This window comes from Haloarcula quadrata, assembly GCF_003634715.1.
GTDB classification, from domain to species: domain Archaea; phylum Halobacteriota; class Halobacteria; order Halobacteriales; family Haloarculaceae; genus Haloarcula; species Haloarcula marismortui.
Map to the genome: position 1 here is coordinate 2,368,225 of NZ_RBWW01000001.1, position 17,067 is coordinate 2,385,291.

General features: G+C 62.2%; 18 protein-coding genes. 6 read left to right on the plus strand and 12 right to left on the minus strand.

What is annotated here, in order from left to right:
* Window positions 1-35: 35 nt before the first annotated feature.
* The 5 genes from gcvPB to BDK61_RS12110 all read right to left on the minus strand — a co-directional run bounded on the left by gcvPB (window position 36) and on the right by BDK61_RS12110 (window position 6,484).
* Window positions 36-1,457, minus strand: coding sequence for an aminomethyl-transferring glycine dehydrogenase subunit GcvPB (gcvPB, locus tag BDK61_RS12090; protein WP_121303935.1), 1,422 nt, complete (start codon window positions 1,455-1,457; stop codon window positions 36-38).
* Window positions 1,458-1,617: 160 nt separating this feature from the next.
* On the minus strand, window positions 1,618-2,961 hold the full coding sequence (gene gcvPA, locus BDK61_RS12095; protein ID WP_121303334.1) for an aminomethyl-transferring glycine dehydrogenase subunit GcvPA: 1,344 nt from the start codon (window positions 2,959-2,961) through the stop codon (window positions 1,618-1,620).
* A 108-nt stretch (window positions 2,962-3,069) separates the two neighbouring features.
* Window positions 3,070-3,453, minus strand: coding sequence for a glycine cleavage system protein GcvH (gene gcvH, locus BDK61_RS12100; protein ID WP_121303335.1), 384 nt, complete (start codon window positions 3,451-3,453; stop codon window positions 3,070-3,072).
* On the minus strand, window positions 3,450-4,541 hold the full coding sequence (gcvT, locus tag BDK61_RS12105) for a glycine cleavage system aminomethyltransferase GcvT (RefSeq protein ID WP_121303336.1): 1,092 nt from the start codon (window positions 4,539-4,541) through the stop codon (window positions 3,450-3,452). The genes gcvH and gcvT overlap by 4 nt, the downstream gene beginning before the upstream one ends.
* A 146-nt stretch (window positions 4,542-4,687) precedes the next feature.
* Complete coding sequence (locus BDK61_RS12110) at window positions 4,688-6,484, minus strand: sensor histidine kinase (protein ID WP_121303337.1); 1,797 nt, start codon at window positions 6,482-6,484, stop codon at window positions 4,688-4,690.
* 165 nt (window positions 6,485-6,649) lie between these two features.
* Here BDK61_RS12110 and BDK61_RS12115 point away from each other — a divergent pair, with 165 nt between their 5' ends.
* Window positions 6,650-7,096, plus strand: coding sequence for an NYN domain-containing protein (locus BDK61_RS12115; protein WP_004957185.1), 447 nt, complete (start codon window positions 6,650-6,652; stop codon window positions 7,094-7,096).
* A 53-nt stretch (window positions 7,097-7,149) separates the two neighbouring features.
* Window positions 7,150-7,995, plus strand: coding sequence for a TatD family hydrolase (locus tag BDK61_RS12120; protein WP_004957187.1), 846 nt, complete (start codon window positions 7,150-7,152; stop codon window positions 7,993-7,995).
* A gap of 30 nt (window positions 7,996-8,025) precedes the next feature.
* Here BDK61_RS12120 and pstB read toward each other — a convergent pair whose 3' ends face one another.
* From pstB to BDK61_RS12140, 4 genes are read right to left on the minus strand one after another with little or no spacing between them, the layout of a single operon-like run.
* Complete coding sequence (gene pstB, locus BDK61_RS12125) at window positions 8,026-8,925, minus strand: phosphate ABC transporter ATP-binding protein PstB (protein ID WP_004957189.1); 900 nt, start codon at window positions 8,923-8,925, stop codon at window positions 8,026-8,028.
* 3 nt (window positions 8,926-8,928) lie between these two features.
* A complete protein-coding gene (gene pstA, locus BDK61_RS12130; protein WP_007190773.1) occupies window positions 8,929-10,629 on the minus strand; it encodes a phosphate ABC transporter permease PstA in 1,701 nt (566 codons plus the stop codon).
* Window positions 10,630-10,648: 19 nt separating this feature from the next.
* Complete coding sequence (gene pstC / locus BDK61_RS12135; RefSeq protein WP_004957192.1) at window positions 10,649-11,581, minus strand: phosphate ABC transporter permease subunit PstC; 933 nt, start codon at window positions 11,579-11,581, stop codon at window positions 10,649-10,651.
* 51 nt (window positions 11,582-11,632) lie between these two features.
* Complete coding sequence (locus BDK61_RS12140; RefSeq protein ID WP_121303338.1) at window positions 11,633-12,643, minus strand: PstS family phosphate ABC transporter substrate-binding protein; 1,011 nt, start codon at window positions 12,641-12,643, stop codon at window positions 11,633-11,635.
* Window positions 12,644-12,953: 310 nt separating this feature from the next.
* Here BDK61_RS12140 and BDK61_RS12145 point away from each other — a divergent pair, with 310 nt between their 5' ends.
* Entirely contained in the window at window positions 12,954-13,952 is a 999-nt protein-coding gene (locus tag BDK61_RS12145; RefSeq protein WP_004957198.1) for a phosphate uptake regulator PhoU, read from the plus strand.
* Window positions 13,953-14,007: 55 nt separating this feature from the next.
* Here the strand turns inward: BDK61_RS12145 and BDK61_RS12150 are convergent, their stop codons facing one another.
* Window positions 14,008-14,379 (minus strand): 30S ribosomal protein S8e, encoded by a 372-nt coding sequence (locus BDK61_RS12150; protein ID WP_004957203.1) that lies wholly within the window; start codon window positions 14,377-14,379, stop codon window positions 14,008-14,010.
* A gap of 90 nt (window positions 14,380-14,469) precedes the next feature.
* On the opposite strand from BDK61_RS12150, the gene BDK61_RS12155 reads away from it, so the two are divergent.
* Window positions 14,470-14,910: a DUF2240 family protein gene (locus BDK61_RS12155; protein ID WP_121303936.1), complete on the plus strand. Its 441-nt coding sequence runs from the start codon at window positions 14,470-14,472 to the stop codon at window positions 14,908-14,910.
* Window positions 14,910-15,254 (plus strand): hypothetical protein, encoded by a 345-nt coding sequence (locus BDK61_RS12160; RefSeq protein WP_004957209.1) that lies wholly within the window; start codon window positions 14,910-14,912, stop codon window positions 15,252-15,254. The genes BDK61_RS12155 and BDK61_RS12160 overlap by 1 nt, the downstream gene beginning before the upstream one ends.
* 54 nt (window positions 15,255-15,308) lie before the next feature.
* On the opposite strand, the gene BDK61_RS12165 is transcribed toward BDK61_RS12160, so the two are convergent.
* Complete coding sequence (locus BDK61_RS12165; protein WP_121303339.1) at window positions 15,309-15,791, minus strand: hypothetical protein; 483 nt, start codon at window positions 15,789-15,791, stop codon at window positions 15,309-15,311.
* A gap of 122 nt (window positions 15,792-15,913) precedes the next feature.
* Between BDK61_RS12165 and pyrF the strand changes: the two genes are divergently transcribed.
* A complete protein-coding gene (pyrF, locus tag BDK61_RS12170; RefSeq protein WP_121303340.1) occupies window positions 15,914-16,747 on the plus strand; it encodes an orotidine-5'-phosphate decarboxylase in 834 nt (277 codons plus the stop codon).
* Between the two features lies 1 nt (window position 16,748).
* On the opposite strand, the gene BDK61_RS12175 is transcribed toward pyrF, so the two are convergent.
* Window positions 16,749-16,949 (minus strand): hypothetical protein, encoded by a 201-nt coding sequence (locus BDK61_RS12175; protein WP_049938884.1) that lies wholly within the window; start codon window positions 16,947-16,949, stop codon window positions 16,749-16,751.
* Window positions 16,950-17,067 lie beyond the last annotated feature (118 nt).

The following is a 17,067-nucleotide window of genomic DNA, read 5'->3' on the forward strand; positions in this document are numbered from 1 at the left end:
GCTCTGGCGAGAGTATCAAATGTCGAAACGAGCGGCTACGTGTCGTCAAGCGCCTGCCAGGAGAGCTGTGGGTTCCGGGCCGCGGTCACCTGATCGATGCGTTTCGCCGCCGGACGCGACGGCGCATCGGCCAGTTCGGCGTCCGAATCACCAGCCACGGCGTTGAACGCGGCCGCGAGCTGGTCCAGCGAGCGCTTGGTTTCTCCTTCCGTGGGCTCGGTCATCAACGCCTCGTCGACGATTTCGGGCCACTTCGTCGTCGGCGGATGGACGCCGTAATCGAGCATCCGCTTGGCCGCGTCAGCAGCGTCCTGCTCGCCCGCGCTGGCGACGAACTCGTGATGGAACGGGCCAAATGGCACCTCGTACTCTATCTGCTCAGCGAGGTAGTTCGCGTTCAGCACGGCCTTCGCGCTGGCGTCTCGGAGGCCTTCGTCGCCCAATCTGGCGATGTACGCAAAGGTCTTGAGCAATACCGGCCAGTTGCCGTAGAAGCCATGCACCTTCCCGATCGAGTTCGCCGGCTCGTAGTGTTCGTAGTTGCCACCACGTTCCCTGACGTGTGGGTTCGGGAGGAACTGGGCCAGTTCCTCGCGGACGCCGACCGGGCCGGCACCGGGGCCACCGCCGCCGTGGGGTGTCGCGAACGTCTTGTGGACGTTGTAGTGCATCACGTCGAAGCCCATGTCGCCGGGGCGAGCGCGCCCAAGCAAGGCGTTGAGGTTCGCGCCGTCGTAGTACAGCAGGCCGCCGGCGTCGTGGACGATGTCGGCGACGTGCTCGATATCGCGCTCGAACAGCCCAAGCGTGTTGGGGTTCGTGAGCATCAGCGCGGCAGTGTCGTCGCCGACGGCCGCCTCCAGCGCCTCGATGTCGACGCGGCCGTCGTCACCGCTCGGTAGCTCCACGACCTCGTAGCCAGCCATCGCCGCCGTCGCGAAGTTCGTGCCGTGCGCCGAGTCCGGGATGACGACCTCCGAGCGCTCGTCGTCGTTGTGTTCGTGGTAGGCCTTCGCGATCTGGATGCCGGTGAACTCACCGGCCGCGCCGGCCGGCGGCTGTAGCGTTACGGCGTCCATGCCGCCGATGCGGCCCAGATAGTCCTGAAGCCGGTGACACAGCGCCAGCGTCCCCTGTACCGTCGAATCGGGTCGGCCAGGGTGGATGGCGGCGTCCGCCCGTGCAGCCACGTCCTCGGTGAAGGAGGGGTTGTACTTCATCGTACACGAGCCGAGCGGGAACGGCCCGCTCTCGACGCCGTAGTTCATGTGCGAGAGGCGCGTATAGTGCCGGGCCAGTTCAGGCTCGGCCGGGTCCGGTAGTGAGAGGCTGTCCCGCGTCAGATCATCTGGCAGCGGCGAATCCTCGATGTCAACTGTCTTGCTCGTCTTCTCCGAGAGCAGCGGCTCGTACAGGTCGTCGCTGTCGTCGGTCCAGCGCGCTTGATCGTATTTCACGCGAGACACCCCCGTGTCGAGCGTGAAGCTCGTGGGACGCGGTTTGTCCCACGGTGTTTCGCCGAGTAGCGCGAGGCGAAGAGACACCCCCGTGTCGAGCGTGAAGCTCGCGGGACGTGGTTTGTCCCACGGTGTTTCGCCGAGTAGCGCGAGGCGAGTGTCATTTCGCCACCTCCCGGAACGCCGCCACGAACTCGTCTGTGGCATCAGTAGTGGTCTCGGTCACACACACCTGCACCAGGTGGTCGTCGACCGCGTGGACCGCGAAGCCATCGGCTGCGAGGTCGGCAACGATGGCGCTTGCGGGCTGGTCCGTGTGTGCGAGGAACTCCCGGAAGTGGTGGCGGCCGTGAATCGGGGCCGTCACCCCGATAATATCGTCGAGGCGGTCGGCCAAGTCACGAGCGCGGGTGACGCAGTCTTCAGCAAGATCGACCAGCCCGTCCGGACCGAGCCACGCGGCGTGCATCGCGGTCCGGAGCGCAACCCACGCCTGATTCGTACAGATGTTCGAAGTGGCCCGTTCCTTGCGGATGTGCTGCTCCCGCGTCTGGAGTGTCAGCGTGTACGCGCGACGGTCGGCTGCGTCTTCGCTGGCCCCGACCAGCCGACCGGGGACCTGCCGCAGATACTCCTCGCGGGTGACGAACATCCCCAGCCCGAAGCCGTAGGCGGTACCAGTCCCCAGCGACGCGGCGTCGCCGACGACCACGTCGGCTCCGACATCGGCTGGGCGCTCCAGCAGGGACAGCGCGATCGGATCCGAGCCGAGACAGAACAGCGCGTCATGGTCGTGGGCAAGGTCACCGATTGCGCCGAGCCGTTCTTCGATAACGCCACGGACTGTCGGCGACTCGGCGTACACCATCGCGGTGTCGTCGCCGATCCCGTCGGCCAGCGCCGGCACGTCGGCGACGCCGTCGGTCATCGGGTAGGACTCGACCGTGAGGTCTGGTCCCTCGGCATAGTTCGACAGGACGGCGCGTTTGCCCTCCCGGAGGTGTTCAGGAACCAGAATCCGGTCGCCCGAGACCGAACGGACGCGCTGGGAGAGCGTCGCCGCCTCGCCCAGCGCCGTCGCGTCGTCGTACATCGAGCAGTTGGCAACGTCCAGTCCTGTGAGTTCCACCAGCATCGACTGGAACTCAAAGAGGGCCTGCAGGAATCCCTGTGCGACCTCGGGCTGGTACTGCGTGTAGGAGGTCAGGAACTCCGAGCGGCCGGCGAGGTCGTCAACGACGCTCGGGACGTAATGGTCATAGTGGCCGCGGCCGAGAAACTCAGTCAGGTCGGCGTTGCGGCTCAGAAGGCCAGCGACTTCCCGGCGCGTCGCCCGCTCGCTCCGGGCGTCGATGCCGAACTCGCCGTCGAAGGCCACGGACTCGGGAACGTCGAACAGCGACTCGAGGTCGTCGGCTCCGACAACATCGAGCATCGCCGCGGTTTCTGCGGCCGTCTGCGGTGCGTACGGACTGCCTGTCGCATGTGAGTTACTGTTACTCATTTGAGAACCACCCAGTAGCGCCGGGGTGACATGATATCGACAGCTAGCGACCGTGTCCACATTAGGTTACTCCTTTCACCCCCTGCAAGGGACCGCTGCTACCGGGGGTTACTCGATTTGATCGCGGTACGCGTCGGGCGAAAGCAGGTCGTCGGTTTCGCTCTTGTCGTCAACCTCGACAATGAGCATCCAGCCGTCGCCGAACGGGTCCTCGTTCAGCAATTCCGGCTCGTCGCGGAGTCGGTCGTTGACTGCTGTGACGGTGCCGGAGACGGGGGCGTACACGTCGGACACAGCCTTGATAGACTCCACCACGCCGAAGTCCTCGCCCGCAGTCAGCTCCGTGCCTTCATCGGGCAGTTCGACGAACACCACGTCGCCGAGTTCGTCCTGTGCGAACGCCGTGATGCCGACCTCGGCGGTGTCACCGGCGACGCGTACCCATTCGTGTGACTCCAGATATCGCAGGTCGTCGGGAACGTCGAAGCTCATCTATCGAGGAATGGCGTGCTCCTGGTACGTGCTTTCTTCGGTTCACCGCGGACGACGACGCGGACGGAGTTGTCCGGTTCAGCGTACGCCGACGGGACGTAGGCGAGGGCAATCGGTGCTCCCAGTGTCGGACTCATCGTTCCGCTGGTGATGTGGCCGATCGGCTCCCCGTCCGGCGTTGTCACGTCGTACCCATGGCGCGGGACGCCGCGGTCGACAAGCTCGATGCCGATGAGCTTCTCTTCGGGACCGTCCGCGGCGACGCCCTCCAGTGCGTCCCGACCGACGAACTCCGTATCGAGCTTAACTGTCCAGCCGATACCGGCCTCGTAGGGCGTTCTGGGCTCGTCAACCGGATGGAACTCCTGGCCGGAGAGCAGAAAGCCCATTTCCAAGCGGAGGGTGTCGCGCGCGCCGAGCCCACAGGGTTGACACTCCAGTGCGTCCCAGACCACCCCGGCGTCGTCGGGCGGACAGAGGATTTCAAAGCCCGGTTCGCCAGTGTAGCCCGTCCGGGCGATTAGCGAGTCCACGCCGGCGACAGCCCCGGCAGCCACCTCGAACCGAGACAGGGCAGTGAGCGAGACATCTGTCTCGGCCGACAGCAGGTCCGGCGCGTCAGGCCCTTGGACGGCAATCATCGCGTACTCCTCTGTCCGGTTCGTCACCGTCGCGTCAAGCCCACGCTCATCTCGCTCAGAGAGCCACCGCTCGGTCATCTCTCCGTCGTGCCCGGCGTTCGGGATAAACAGGAACTCATCGGCCGCGCCTTCCGGCAGTCGGTAGACAACGGTGTCGTCCAGCATAATCCCGTCCTCATCTGTGATGGCCCCGTACTGGGCCTCGCCCGGGTCCAGCACGGTCACGTCGTTGGTGGTCAGCCGCTGTGTCAGCGTCGCCGCGTCCGGCCCGGCCACGGTTATCTGTCCCATGTGCGAAACGTCGAACTTCCCGGCTTCGCTCCGAACTGCCTCGTGTTCTATGCGGATCGACTCGAACTCGACCGGCATCTCCCACCCGCCGAAATCGGTGAACGAAGCGTCTGCTCGCTCGTGAATCGCAGAGAGCGGTGGTGACCGCAGTGTCATACGCGGACCTCTCGTCCCCCGTGGTCTTACCGTTTGGCCCTCCACCGCTTGCTGGCGTCTCATAAATTATATACGACGATATCAAATCGCTTACTGCGGTAGATGGGGCAACAAGACTGGGACCGAAAATACGCCGTCGGCCTTCGTTACTCGCTTTGCGCCAGCGGGAACACGAGCTCGACCCGTGTTTCGCCGTCGTGGTCTTCGTCGATCGTTACAGACCCGCCAAGGCGTCGGACAAGCCACGTAACCGCCCACAATCCGAGCCCACGGCTGTGTGCCACTGGCCCCTCCGTCTCCGAATCCAAGACGTTGCGTTCCATATCGGGGATAGCGGACCCATCGGTATCGACGCTGACTGTCACCTGACCCATCGGCGTCTCTTCGGCCGTAAGCTTGACTGTCGGGTCGGGCAGATCACTGTATTCCAGCGCGTTCTCGACAAGAATCTCCAGTATCAGGTCGATAGCCATCCTGTCGCCTGACACCTCCGCGTCAGTCGGCGCTACCTCAATGGTTGCCCCGGAATGTTGTTCTGTGAGGTCGTCCCGGATATCAACGAGAGTCTGCTCGAGGTGGAGTGTCCCATTCCGGAGGTCGCGCTCGATGGCCCGGTCGAACGTCCGTGCTCGCTCGGCCAGCGAATCAAGTTCTTTCGAGGCGTTTTCGATTCTGTCGATGTGTCCGCTAGCGGCGTCAACAGAGAAATCGGACGAGCCGAGTTCTTCTTTGAGGAGTCTTGAATTACCCCGTATCACGGTCAGCTTGTTTCGGATGTTGTGCCGGAGAATCCGACTCATGACCATGAGCCGCTGCTCTCGCTCCTTGTCCTGCGTGATGTCGCGAACGATGCCTCGCAGTTTCGGCGTCCCGTCGCGAACCGTCTTTTCGGCCCGGAGTCGGAACCAGCGCTCGGTTTCGTCAGCGGTCTGACGGCGCGCCTCTAGTTCCATCGGTTCGCCGGTTTCACGACAGGTCTCGATAGCGTCGCGAACGGCCGCTCTATCGTTGGGATGGTACTGTTTGATAGCCTCTTCAAGCGTCGGATTGTACTCTGGCGTTCCGTAGAGGCGCTTCATGCCGGCAGTTCCCTCTATCAGACCCGTCTCCAGATCGAGCTCCCACCCGCCAACGTCGGCCAGGGTTTCGGTCCCGACGAGCCACTCCAGTTGTTCCTCCCGCTGTTTCAATCTCGTTGCGTCGTCCAGCCCAACGACGACGCGTTCGACAGTCCCATCGTCGCCCAGTATCGGCGCGGCATTGCTTGAAAGCCACCGCTCGCTCCCATCCTCGAGTTCTATCCAGTGCTCGAACCCAAACACCGGTTCACCCGATTCGAGTACCTGCGTAACCGGGTGTTCCGAATCGGGGATTTCCGTCCCGTCTTTGTAGTATATGTTCCACTCCGGCTGGTCGTATCGTCTTCGAGTGATTTTCTCGCGTTCAAGACCGAGTAGCTCCTCGGCACGATCGTTAGCCAGCGAAATTCTTCCAGATCGTTCTACGACGACGATGCCGACCGGACTGACCTCGAAGACCCGCTCAATGAGGGCCTGCTTTTCTCGCCGCCGCTTGCGCTGTGTGATATCCTCCGCCAGCCATAGCACGCGCCCTACGTTGTCACTGCCGACCGGCGTGACGCGAGCCTCAAAGTGTCGATCCCCATGATCAAGCGATAGCTGGTACTCGAAGTGCTGCTGTTCACCTGTTTCCAGAACATCCTCGATAATCGCGTAGAACTGGTCAGCCTGTGCTGTAGAGAAAATATCCCAGAGATCTGTTCCCAGCAGTGTTTCCGGATCTTTGAAAAATAATGCCCCGTTGTGGGCGTTGTGGATAACATCGACAAAGACGCCGTCGGCGTCTAGGACGATAGCCGGGTCTGAAATTATCTCACAAAGCCCGTTTAGCACGTCTTGATCGTGAAGAGATTCTTTACTCATGTGTCACTTTATACACACTTATTGCTGGCCGACTCCGCATGCAAATGTGTCCGTAGTGTGTGGGAGGAATCATCCTAAGTTTTGTGCCGTGTCATTCTATATAGCGGGAGGCGGTTTACGGATCGAAGCGGCACGCATAAGCGGGCCGGGCGGGGAAAGAGGCGCATGAAGCTGCTCCGTCGGATATTCGAGGACAAAGACTCGCCCCAGCGCGTCGGACTGTTCGTCGATGGCCCAAATGTGCTCAGGTCTGAATTCGACGTCGATTTAGACGAGGTCCGAGATATCGCAGCTGAGTACGGCCCGCTGGCAGTCACCCGTCTCTACGTCGACCAGAACGCCTCGCCCGGACTCATTCAGGCCGCTGAAGCCCGCGGGTTCGAGGTTCGAACAACCAGCGGTGACGTTGATGTCCGACTCGCTGTTGACGCGACAGACGCCGCCGTTGCTGGACAGATAGACGTGCTGGCCGTCGCCTCGCGGGATACGGATTTCAAGCCGGCGCTGGAAGTGGCCGCACGGGAAGGGGTCAAGACGGTCGCCATCGCGCCGGGGGAGTACGGCCGCTCCGATGCGTTACGCAACGCGGCTGAAGACGCAGTGACGCTCTAATCTCCGACGCCCAGGACGCCAACTGTTTTTTCGGCCAGTGCTATTGAGCACGTATGGACATCGACGACACGCCGGTACTGGATAACCACCTCCATCTCGACCCGGTCAACGGCCGGAACGTCGCGGCAGCCGAGGAGTTCGCGTCCCAGGGCGGAACACACCTGCTGGTGCTCAACAAGCCGTCCTGGCATCTTGTCGAGAAGGCCACTGACGAGGCGATCTTCCGGGAAGTGTTCGACCTGACTGTCGAGGCCGCCGCCACAGCAACCGAGGTGCTGGACGGGCGCGCCTGGCCCGTCCTCGGCGTCCACCCGGCACTAATTTCGAAGCTCGTCGACGACGGCTACACGCCGCCGGAAGCGCGAGATATCATGCAGACCGGCCTCGACGTGGCGGCGGAGTACGTCGATAACGGCGATGCGCTCGCGATGAAGTCCGGCCGCCCGCACTACGACGTGGACGACGCCGTCTGGGAGGCTTCGAACGAAGTGATGTGCCACGGGTTCGAACGCGCCGCCGATGTGGGCTGTGCGATACAGCTCCACACCGAGGGCGGCGAAGACTTCGAAGCAGTCGCTCGCTGGGCCGAAGACCGTGGCCTTGACCGCACGCAGGTCGTCAAACACTACTCCGGGGGCCGACTCCGCGGCCCGGTCAAATCGGTACTTGCAGATAAGGACGAACTGGAAATCGCGGTCGAGACCGACGACCCGTTCCTGATGGAGACCGATTACATCGACGACCCGGACCGCCCCGGCGCAGTACTTGGCCCGAAGACCGTGCCGCGGCGCGTCCGCTGGCTCCTCGAAAACGGGGACGAAGACGCGGTCAGAACAGCACACGTCGAGACACCGAAGGCGGTGTACGGCATTGACACCGAAGCGACGCTGGAGCGGTGAGTGGCGACAGCGAAGGGCGACTGATGGCGGTTATCCGAACTTGCCGGTGATGTAGTCCTCGACGCGCTGGCTCTCGGGGTTCTCGAAAATCTTGTCAGTATCGTCGAACTCGACGAGTTCGCCGCCAGTGAGGAAGACAGCCGTCTTGTCGGAGATGCGAGCCGCCTGCTGCATATTGTGGGTGACGATGACGACCGTGAACTCCTCTGCCAACTCCTCGATGAGGTCCTCGATCTTCGAGGTGGCGATCGGGTCAAGCGCCGACGCCGGCTCGTCCATCAGAATCACGTCTGGGTCGACGGCAATAGCGCGGGCGATGCAGAGCCGCTGTTGCTGACCACCTGAGAGGTCGAGTGCGCTCTTGTCCAGTTGGTCTTTGACTTCGTCCCACAGTGCGGCGCGCTTGAGTGCCGTCTCGACTTTCTCGTCGATGTTCTCCGTCTGGTCCTGAATCCGGAGGCCGTAGGCGACGTTGTCGTAGATACTCTTGGGGAAGGGGTTCGGGTGCTGGAACACCATTCCAATGCGTCGCCGCAGCGCCACCGGGTCCACGTCAGCGTCGTAGACGTTTTTCCCCTCGAAGTGGAGGTCCCCTTCGACCCGTGCCGCGTCGATGAGGTCGTTCATGCGGTTGATACACCGCAGGAACGTGGACTTGCCACAGCCGGAGGGGCCGATCATGGCGGTCACCTGTTTTTCAGGGATGGCCAGATCGATGCTCTGGAGCGCTTGCGTCTCGCCGTAGAACACGTTCAGGTCACTGGATTCGATGACTGGTTTCCCCGTCTCGGCCGCGGTCGAGTCGGTTCCCTCCACGTCGATCGACTGTTCGATGAGAGGGTCGCCGGACGGGTCGGGTGACGACGCGGCCGTTTCAGTGGTCGGTGTGGGCTCGGTACTGTCGTTGCTCGTCATCTCGTTCTCTGTCATGAATTATCCTGTTCGCTGATACCGGTTCCGGATGACAATCGCTGTCGCGTTCATCACCAGCAACACTGCAAGCAGTGTAATCACGCCGGCCGCCAGCACGCCGTGGCGGAACGCCGGGTCCAGTTCCGACGACCACGAGAAGATCTGGCGGGGCATCATACTCGCCACATCGAAGAAGCTGTTCGGCGCGAGCCGGACCGACGCCGCCGCCCCAATCATCAGCAGTGGGGCCGTCTCGCCGATAGCCCGACCCAGCGCCAGTATCGTTCCGGTCAGAATGCCCGGCAGGGCTTCGGGAAGGACGACCTGTCGGATCGTCTGCCAGCGGGTGGCACCCATTCCATAGGACGCCTGCCGGAACGAGTCGGGGACAGACCGGATCGCCTCCTGCGCGGAGATGATCACGATAGGGAGTATCAACAGGCCGACTGCGAGGCCGGCGACGATGACGGACCCCTGGGGCCACTGGAGAACCCGGATGAAAAGCGCCAGTCCGAGCAGGCCGTATACGACCGACGGGACGCCGGCGAGGTTTCCGATGTTGATCTCGATGAGCGTGACGAACTTCCCCATCAGTCCCTGCGAGGGGGCGTACTCCTCAAGATAGATCGCCGCCCCGACGCCGACCGGGAAGGTAGTGAGCACAATCACGATAATCATCATCACTGAGCCGACCATCGAAGGGTAGATACCGGCATCAGCAGCGGTCCGTGAGGTCGCGCTCGTCAGGAAGCCCCAGTCGAGCCATGGGTTCGGTCCGGCAAACCCGAGCGCACTGGTGGCGACGGCCCCAGCGGCCACACCCAGCACGGCGACGACCGGGAAGGCGAGTCCGCGGACGCCCTCGCCACGGCGAATCACGCCTTCGACGTAGACCCCAAGCGGGAGCGCGGCGAAGGTGACCAGAAGTAGCCACACCTCAGTCCCGATCCCGAGTAGCGGCCCAGCGACGGGGCCCAACACCGCGACCGCCGTCGTCATCCCGACGACGGCCAGACCGTCACGCCGCGACTCGCGTCGCTGTTCGACGAACCAGCCTGCGGCACCAGCGATTGGAAGCACGAGCGTCAGGAGCAACATGACCCAGTCTGTGGGCACGAACGGGAGCATCATGATCGCCTCCCGGAGGCTGATCACGCGGTAGTACAGCCCGAAATCGAGACCGAGCGCCGCGGCAGCGTCGGTAACGAACGAATTGAACCAGATAGGTGGCAGACCGAACACGGTGATGACCGGAGCGAGGAACACGACACCAAGCCGTTCGAGCGCCGCCTTCGGTCGCAGTCGGCCGTGGGCGACAATCAGACCGGCGGCCACGGCCAGCGAAATGAGAAGGGCGAACCACCCAAGCACGGAAATAAGTTCGATGAACAGCACCGCAAATCCGCCGGTAAGCAGAAGTCCAACGACCGGGAGTCCGCTGGTGACATAGGCAACCTCGCCGGCCGGTTCGTCGAGTCGATAGTAGTAGACAGCCAGTGCGGCCAGCGGCACCACCACGGTGGCGGCGTAGGTCGCCAGCCAGCCCGCGTCGGCGGAAAAGGGCCGGAACGCGTCGTTGGCGACGAACAGCAGGAGAATCAGGACAGAGACGAGTCCGAACGCGGTCGCCGCGAGACAGGTCGCCTCGAAGGCACGCCCACGCAGATGGTTGACATCGCTGTTCTCCCCGTGCCAGCCTGTTTCAGGTTTTCGTGTTGCCATCAGTTCAGTCCCCCAGTGTTCATTCGTACTCCTCCCGGTAGCGCGCCGCGATTCGGTTGCTCAACAGGTTCAACAGGAACGTGATGACAAACAGCGTCAGGCCGATAGCGAAGAGACTGGTAAAGCCCAGTTGACTGACGCTGTCGGCGCTGTTGATCTGGACCATCGCTGCCGTCATCGGCTGGTACCCCTGAAAGAGGTTTGCCAGTGGGTCCGAGAGGTTCAGCATCCGTGGCCGACTGCCGGCCGCGACAACGACGATCATCGTCTCGCCGATAGCCCGCGACAGGGCGAGAATGAACGAGGAGAAGATGCCCGAGGCCGCCGCGGGGACGACGACGCCGGTGGTCACCTCGAATTTCGTCGCGCCCATCCCGTAGCCGGCCTGTCGTAGTGAGTCTGGGACGGCGCTCATCGCGTCCTCGCTCAGACTGGAGACCATCGGGATAATCATGATGCCGACCATGATGGAGGCGCTGAGGATATTGAACGTGTTGACCGGGAGCCCGATGGTCTGGAGGAACGGCGTCACGTATACGAGCGCAAAGATACCGTAGACGACCGTCGGGATACCAGCCAAGATTTCCAGCCCCGGTTTCAGAACCGAGCGCATCTGGTCGCTGGCGTACTCGCTGAGGTAGATCGCGGCCGCGACGCCCGTCGGGAGCGCGATGACGGCAGAGATTACCGTCACCAGCAGTGTGCCGCTCAACAGCGGGAGCAACCCATAGACGTTCCGACTGATGAGAAACTCCGTTCCGGTGAAGAAGTCGACCGGGTTCACCAGCGTAAAGAACGTGACCGCGTCGCGTGCGAGCAACACGACGATGCTGACGGTGACGAGAATCGACGCGGCAGCACACAGGAGCAGGACGTATCGATACATCCGCTCGCGTGCTGCGCGTCCGCTCGGTCTGGACGTAATATCCGGCCCGGGCGTCTCGGTGCTCATTGTGTTGTCTCCAATAATGTGCTCATGTGAGTAAGCCGACTCTATACTGTGTTAGCCAGCAACCTCGTCCAGCTTTTCGAGGTTTTCATCGCGCTGTTCGGCGCTCGAAGGCACGTACCCGATCTCCTGAATCATATCGGTTTCGGCCTGTTCGAGGTAGAACCGAATGAACTCGTAGACCGCCTCGTTCTGCAGGGATGACTCGGACGCATAGATGAACAGCGGCCGGGCCAGCGGGTACGAGCCGTCCGTGGCGTTTGCCAGGCTCGGGGCGGTGCATTCGCCGTCCTCCTCGGCCTTGACTTCGACGGCTTTCACCGCTTCGGAGTTTGAGTTGTAGTACGCGAACCCGAAGTATCCGATGCCGCCCTCGTTGTCACGAATTCCCTGGACAATAGTCTCGTCCTCCTCGGTCGGCTGGTACTCAGTCGTGTGTTCGGTGTCCTCACCGACGACGTTCTCGTTGAAGTAGTCAAACGTCCCAGAGGTCGACGCCGGGCCGTAGCGTTCGATCTCCATGTCGGGCCACTCGTCACGCACGTCTGACCAGTTCGTGACATCCGATTCATCGCTCCATATCTGGCGCAGTTCGTCGAAGGTCAGGCAGTCGACCCAGTCGGCATCGTTGTTGACCGCGACAGTCAGAGCGTCGCCCGCGATCTCGAACTCAACTGGCTCGACATTGTTGCCAGAACACTGCTCTATCTCGGCGTCCGTGATAGGACGGGAGGCCCCGTTAATATCGGAGTCCCCGGGACAGAACCAGTTCTCGAAACCGCCGCCGCTCCCCGTGGAGTCGACGGTGACGTTGACGTTTCCATGCTCCGCCATGAACTCCTCGGCCATCGCGTCGGAGATGGGGAACACGGTACTGCTGCCCTTGATAATGACCTGCCCCGAGAGCCCGTCGGAACCGCTACCGTCAGACCCACTGCCATCGGAGCCACTGCCGTCGCCACTGTTCGTATTCTGGACACAGCCAGCCAGCGCCAGTGTCCCGATTGCACCAGAACTTGTTAAAAAACGACGGCGAGAGATACCACCGCTCGGTGAATCTGTCATCATCAGATTGGAGATGAAGAGCGGATAAGTACCCTACTATTAGCCCTATATTCAGGTATAAACACTATATATTACTATATACTATTATGTGGCGCTACCGTCTTACACCGCAAAAACGACGTAAAAGCTGTCTAAAGCCGATTGAGCCCCGATCAAGGCAACAATTCATCGGGATGATGTTGTTAGCAGACCACTTGGCTTAGCGCCCGCATCACGTGTCGTGATTCCATGACAGCGCAAGTCAGAGTTTTGACCGTTGATATATAGTTTCAGTATATTTTATAAATCTGCAGCGCGTATTCAAAGTACTATGGAGACGCGCAAAGTACAGCTGACGGGCGGGTCCACGTATACTGTCTCGTTACCGAAGGAGTGGGCAACAGAGAACGGCGTCGAAAGCGGCAGTGTCGTCGAGTTTTATGCCGAAGACGACCTGCTACTGGTCTCACCACAGCACGGCGACGACCACGTCGAGGGAACGCTGGACGTGACTGGCCTCGAAAACAGGCACGAACTCACGCGGGCGGTGATGACGATGTACGTTAGCGGCTTCGATATCATCCGACTGGAAGCCGCCCGGATAACGGCCGAACAGCGGCGTATCATCCGCGATGCGACACAGGGACTGGTCGGTCTAGAGATGATCGAGGAGACGGCCGACCGGGTCGTCCTGCAGGACCTGCTCGATTCGTCGGAACTGTCCGTGCTTAATGCTATTACACGTATGCGGCTGGTCTCGTTGACGATGCTCTCAGACGCCGTCGAGGCGCTCATCGAGGATGACAATGACCTTGCGGCGGACGTGATACAGCGCGACGACGACGTGGACCGCCTCTGGTACATGGTCTCCCGAGTGTTCCGAACCGTCCTTCGCAATCCGACGGCTGCCAACGAGATCGGCTTCCCACGTGAGACAGTGTTCGATTACCAGTCCAGCGCCCGTCAGCTGGAGCGTATCGCTGACCACGCGACCAAGATTGCCAGCCTCTCTCAGGAGATCGGTGAAATCACCGGCGAGACTGCTGACCTTCTCGATCAACTGGAGACTGAGGCCATTGCTGTCCCCGAAACCGCGATGGATGCGCTGTTAGCTGACGACAACGACGAGGCCGTCGAACTGGCAAACGAGGCTCGCTCTCGTATTCCCGAAGTCGACGAAACCGCCCGCGAGGTCGATGGAAAGGTCAGAGAGCTAGACCCACAGAGCGCACAGTTGCTTGGCCGCGTGGTCGACTCGCTGTCCCGAACCGCCGACTACGGCGGCAATATCGCCGAAAGCGCCCTCCAGAAGGCCGCCCCACGGCCATAGCCGACGCTGTCGCTCCAAATTCGTGAACAGCTGAAAAAGCTGATTGCGTGCCGGATTACTCGACCAGCACGGCGTTGACCTGACCGTGCTGTCCGGGGCGGGAGGTCACGCGGGCCTGTCCCTCGGAGGTCTCGAGGATTGCGCCTTTGGTGATGATGTTTCGCCGAGCGTAGTTCGGGTTCGACGGGTTCTCGACGACGTTTTCGATGGTCGCTTCGATGGTCTCCGCACCGTCGGCGATGCTCGCAACGTCGGTCTTGACCGCACGGACCTTCTGCGTGTTGCCGCGAGAGTCGACGGTCTTCAGTCGCTGCTCGCCGACCTGCGTCTCGACGGTGTCCTTACCGAGCTCGTGTTTCTTCTTCTTGTGGTTCGGTCGTCGTCGGCCGCCTGTCCGCTTGCGAGGGGAGCGTCCCTGGTCTTTCATACGGGAAGGAAGACCCAGCGGCTACTTGAACCGTTCGATGCCGACGCGCCATCGTAATCGTTACCCCCACGCCGGCAGGTTACTCTGATGATGAGTCTGAAGACGGCCGTCGCCGCGCCGTTCCGCCAGCGTGGAACCGACCGGATGGCGGAAAGTGAGTTCGTCGTTGCACTCTCGCTAGACCGGAACTGGTTCTCGCCCGACCAGGCCAAGACACTGGTCGACGTGGCCGTGAGCGAGGGCTTAGTCGAGCGGGACGACGACGACCTCGTTGTCGCCTTCGACGCGACACACACCGCGATTCCGGACGGGTTTACACCGGGCGAGGAGATCCTGCAGTCACGGTCGACGTTCGAGCGGGTACTCGACGCTGTTATCGAGGCTGGCATCGAGAAACAGACCGCCGTCGCCGGAATCAACGCGCTTCAGTCTGATATCGGTGTGACACTGGAGGCCGCAGCCGTGGTGTATGCGCGCAGTGAGGGCGTCGATGTCGAAGCCATCGCCGCGGATGTCCGGGAGGAGCTCTAATGGTCAAAGACAGCATTTCTGACGGTCGACGGATCGGGCAGTTACTTGCCTCGGAACTGACCGGCCTCCAGCGCGGGCCGCTCTCAGGTGTTTCTGTCGTCGATGCCGACAGGGACGTGGAACCGACACCGGCGGGTGCCTTTGCCTACCGCGTGACAGCCGACGGCACCGAGGTTGCGGTCGTCGAGGTAACGCCGGAGACGGCCCGACTGGTCCTAGAGCAGGCACCCGTGACTGCGCCAGAGCGTGATGATATCACTGTCGACGGGACAACCGTTGTTGTTCACAGCGGCGCGGCGGTAAAAACTGCAGTCGACATGCTGGAGCGGTCTCTCTCGGGGTAGCACGGCTTTTTTTGATGTGAGGACACGACTGCACTCCAGCTGAACTACCTAGAATCAGTGACGGCTCGGCTCAGCAATAGCCGCGGACGTCCACGCCACGAAGCCGGTGAGGACGAGCACGGAACCGAGTATGGACGTCGCGGCAGCGATAGCAAGCACAAGTGACGGGAGACCGAGCGGCGTTCCGACAGCGAGGACAATCGGGGTCACGGTGATACAGAGCGAGCCAAGCGCGACGGCCCGGCGCTGTGTCGTCGTCAGTTCGATACCGAGGTGGAACAGCGACCCGGGCTCCGGGTCGGGAGCAGCGAGGCCAAGACACAGCAGCGGGACACCGAGAAACACCAGCGTCGCGGCGACGGCATACGACCAGAACAGCCACTGCCCGGACGCTGGCGCAAGCGACAGAAACGCGCCAACGGCTACGAGCACGACACCACCAACGAGCCCGAACTGCCGTAGCCGTGGGTCGTTCAGGGCTTCGCTCAGGTCTGGGAGGGTCTCGGCCACGTGGCCGACATCCATGAAGCGATCCATACGCGGGCTTTTGCCTACGGTGTAAAATAGACAGGGGGAGAAAATATCAAATCTGATTCCACCGAAGCAGGCCACGATACGAGAAGGAAACGCTTGTATCGCTGCCAGCCGCTGCGGTATCTATGCACTTCTTCGACCGTCTCGCGGACCGCATCGCGACCGCCGACAGCGTGGTGTCGGTCGGCCTCGACCCGGACCCTGCCCGCCTGCCCGACAGCGTGCTGGACGCCGACCTCCCGCGCTGGCAGTTCAACCGGCGAATTATCGACGCGACCCACGAACACGCCGCCTGCTACAAGCCAAACGCCGCCTTCTACGAGGACCCCGACGGCTGGCGCGCCCTCGAAGAAACAATCGCCTACGCACACGGGAAGAACGTGCCCGTCCTGCTGGACGCCAAGCGGGGTGACATCGGCAACACCGCACGGCAGTACGCCCAGATTCTCGACGAGGATGAAGGGCCTGCCGCCGACGCCATCACGGTCAACCCCTTTCTCGGCCGCGACTCATTGGAGCCGTTCCTCCAGCGCGCGGACAGGGGTGTGTTCGTCCTCGGGCGCACGTCGAACCCCGGCGGCGAGGACCTCCAGGACCTCGAACTGGCCTCCGGTGAGAAACTGTACGAGCGCGTGGTCCACCTCGCGGACCTCTGGAACGGCAACGGGAACGTCGGTCTTGTCGTCGGCGCGACCAACCCCGATGAACTCGAAGAGATCCGCGAACTGGTCCCGGACATCCCGTTTCTCGTTCCCGGCGTCGGCGCGCAGGGCGGCGACGCCGAGGCCGCTGTCGAGCACGGCCTCGCCGATGGCGTCGGTCTGGTCAACTCCTCGCGCGGTATCATCTTCGCCGGCGAGGACGCCGCCACGCGGCGCGACGATTCTGGCGACGCGTTCTTCAAAGCTGCCGGACAGTCGGCAAAACAGCTCAAACAGCGACTGAACAAGTTCCGATAGCTTAGAACCGGTACGTGTCCACGCCGTCGGGCATGTTCTCCGGTGACTTCCGGTCGCCCGGCTGGCCGACCTCCCCACCGCACTCGACGCACATCCCGATGTCCTTGTCCCAGTGGCGGTCACAGACGAGTCGCCCGCACCTGTCGCAAGTGTGGTCCACGTCGGGGCGCTCACAGATTTCACACAGTCCGGCTACGCTCATGGTAGTCGGTAGCATAGCTGACCGTTTGAATCTTTGGCGGTGTGACCCGGAGCGGGTCGCCAACCCCACGCCGGGACAGTCTCTCTTGCTGGCCACGAAGTATTTCCTCGTGGCCATT

Coding starts and splice junctions, on each gene's coding strand:
- BDK61_RS12120 (WP_004957187.1), top strand. CDS start 7,150: ATGGACATCGACGACACGCCGGTACTGGATAACCACCTCCATCTCGAC.
- gcvPA (WP_121303334.1), bottom strand. CDS start 2,961: ATGAGTAACAGTAACTCACATGCGACAGGCAGTCCGTACGCACCGCAG.
- BDK61_RS12110 (WP_121303337.1), bottom strand. CDS start 6,484: ATGAGTAAAGAATCTCTTCACGATCAAGACGTGCTAAACGGGCTTTGT.
- pstC (WP_004957192.1), bottom strand. CDS start 11,581: ATGAGCACCGAGACGCCCGGGCCGGATATTACGTCCAGACCGAGCGGA.
- BDK61_RS12165 (WP_121303339.1), bottom strand. CDS start 15,791: ATGGATCGCTTCATGGATGTCGGCCACGTGGCCGAGACCCTCCCAGAC.
- BDK61_RS12155 (WP_121303936.1), top strand. CDS start 14,470: ATGAGTCTGAAGACGGCCGTCGCCGCGCCGTTCCGCCAGCGTGGAACC.
- gcvH (WP_121303335.1), bottom strand. CDS start 3,453: ATGAGCTTCGACGTTCCCGACGACCTGCGATATCTGGAGTCACACGAA.
- pstB (WP_004957189.1), bottom strand. CDS start 8,925: ATGACAGAGAACGAGATGACGAGCAACGACAGTACCGAGCCCACACCG.
- pstA (WP_007190773.1), bottom strand. CDS start 10,629: ATGGCAACACGAAAACCTGAAACAGGCTGGCACGGGGAGAACAGCGAT.
- gcvT (WP_121303336.1), bottom strand. CDS start 4,541: ATGACACTGCGGTCACCACCGCTCTCTGCGATTCACGAGCGAGCAGAC.
- BDK61_RS12145 (WP_004957198.1), top strand. CDS start 12,954: ATGGAGACGCGCAAAGTACAGCTGACGGGCGGGTCCACGTATACTGTC.
- BDK61_RS12175 (WP_049938884.1), bottom strand. CDS start 16,949: ATGAGCGTAGCCGGACTGTGTGAAATCTGTGAGCGCCCCGACGTGGAC.
- BDK61_RS12140 (WP_121303338.1), bottom strand. CDS start 12,643: ATGACAGATTCACCGAGCGGTGGTATCTCTCGCCGTCGTTTTTTAACA.
- pyrF (WP_121303340.1), top strand. CDS start 15,914: ATGCACTTCTTCGACCGTCTCGCGGACCGCATCGCGACCGCCGACAGC.
- BDK61_RS12150 (WP_004957203.1), bottom strand. CDS start 14,379: ATGAAAGACCAGGGACGCTCCCCTCGCAAGCGGACAGGCGGCCGACGA.
- BDK61_RS12160 (WP_004957209.1), top strand. CDS start 14,910: ATGGTCAAAGACAGCATTTCTGACGGTCGACGGATCGGGCAGTTACTT.
- BDK61_RS12115 (WP_004957185.1), top strand. CDS start 6,650: ATGAAGCTGCTCCGTCGGATATTCGAGGACAAAGACTCGCCCCAGCGC.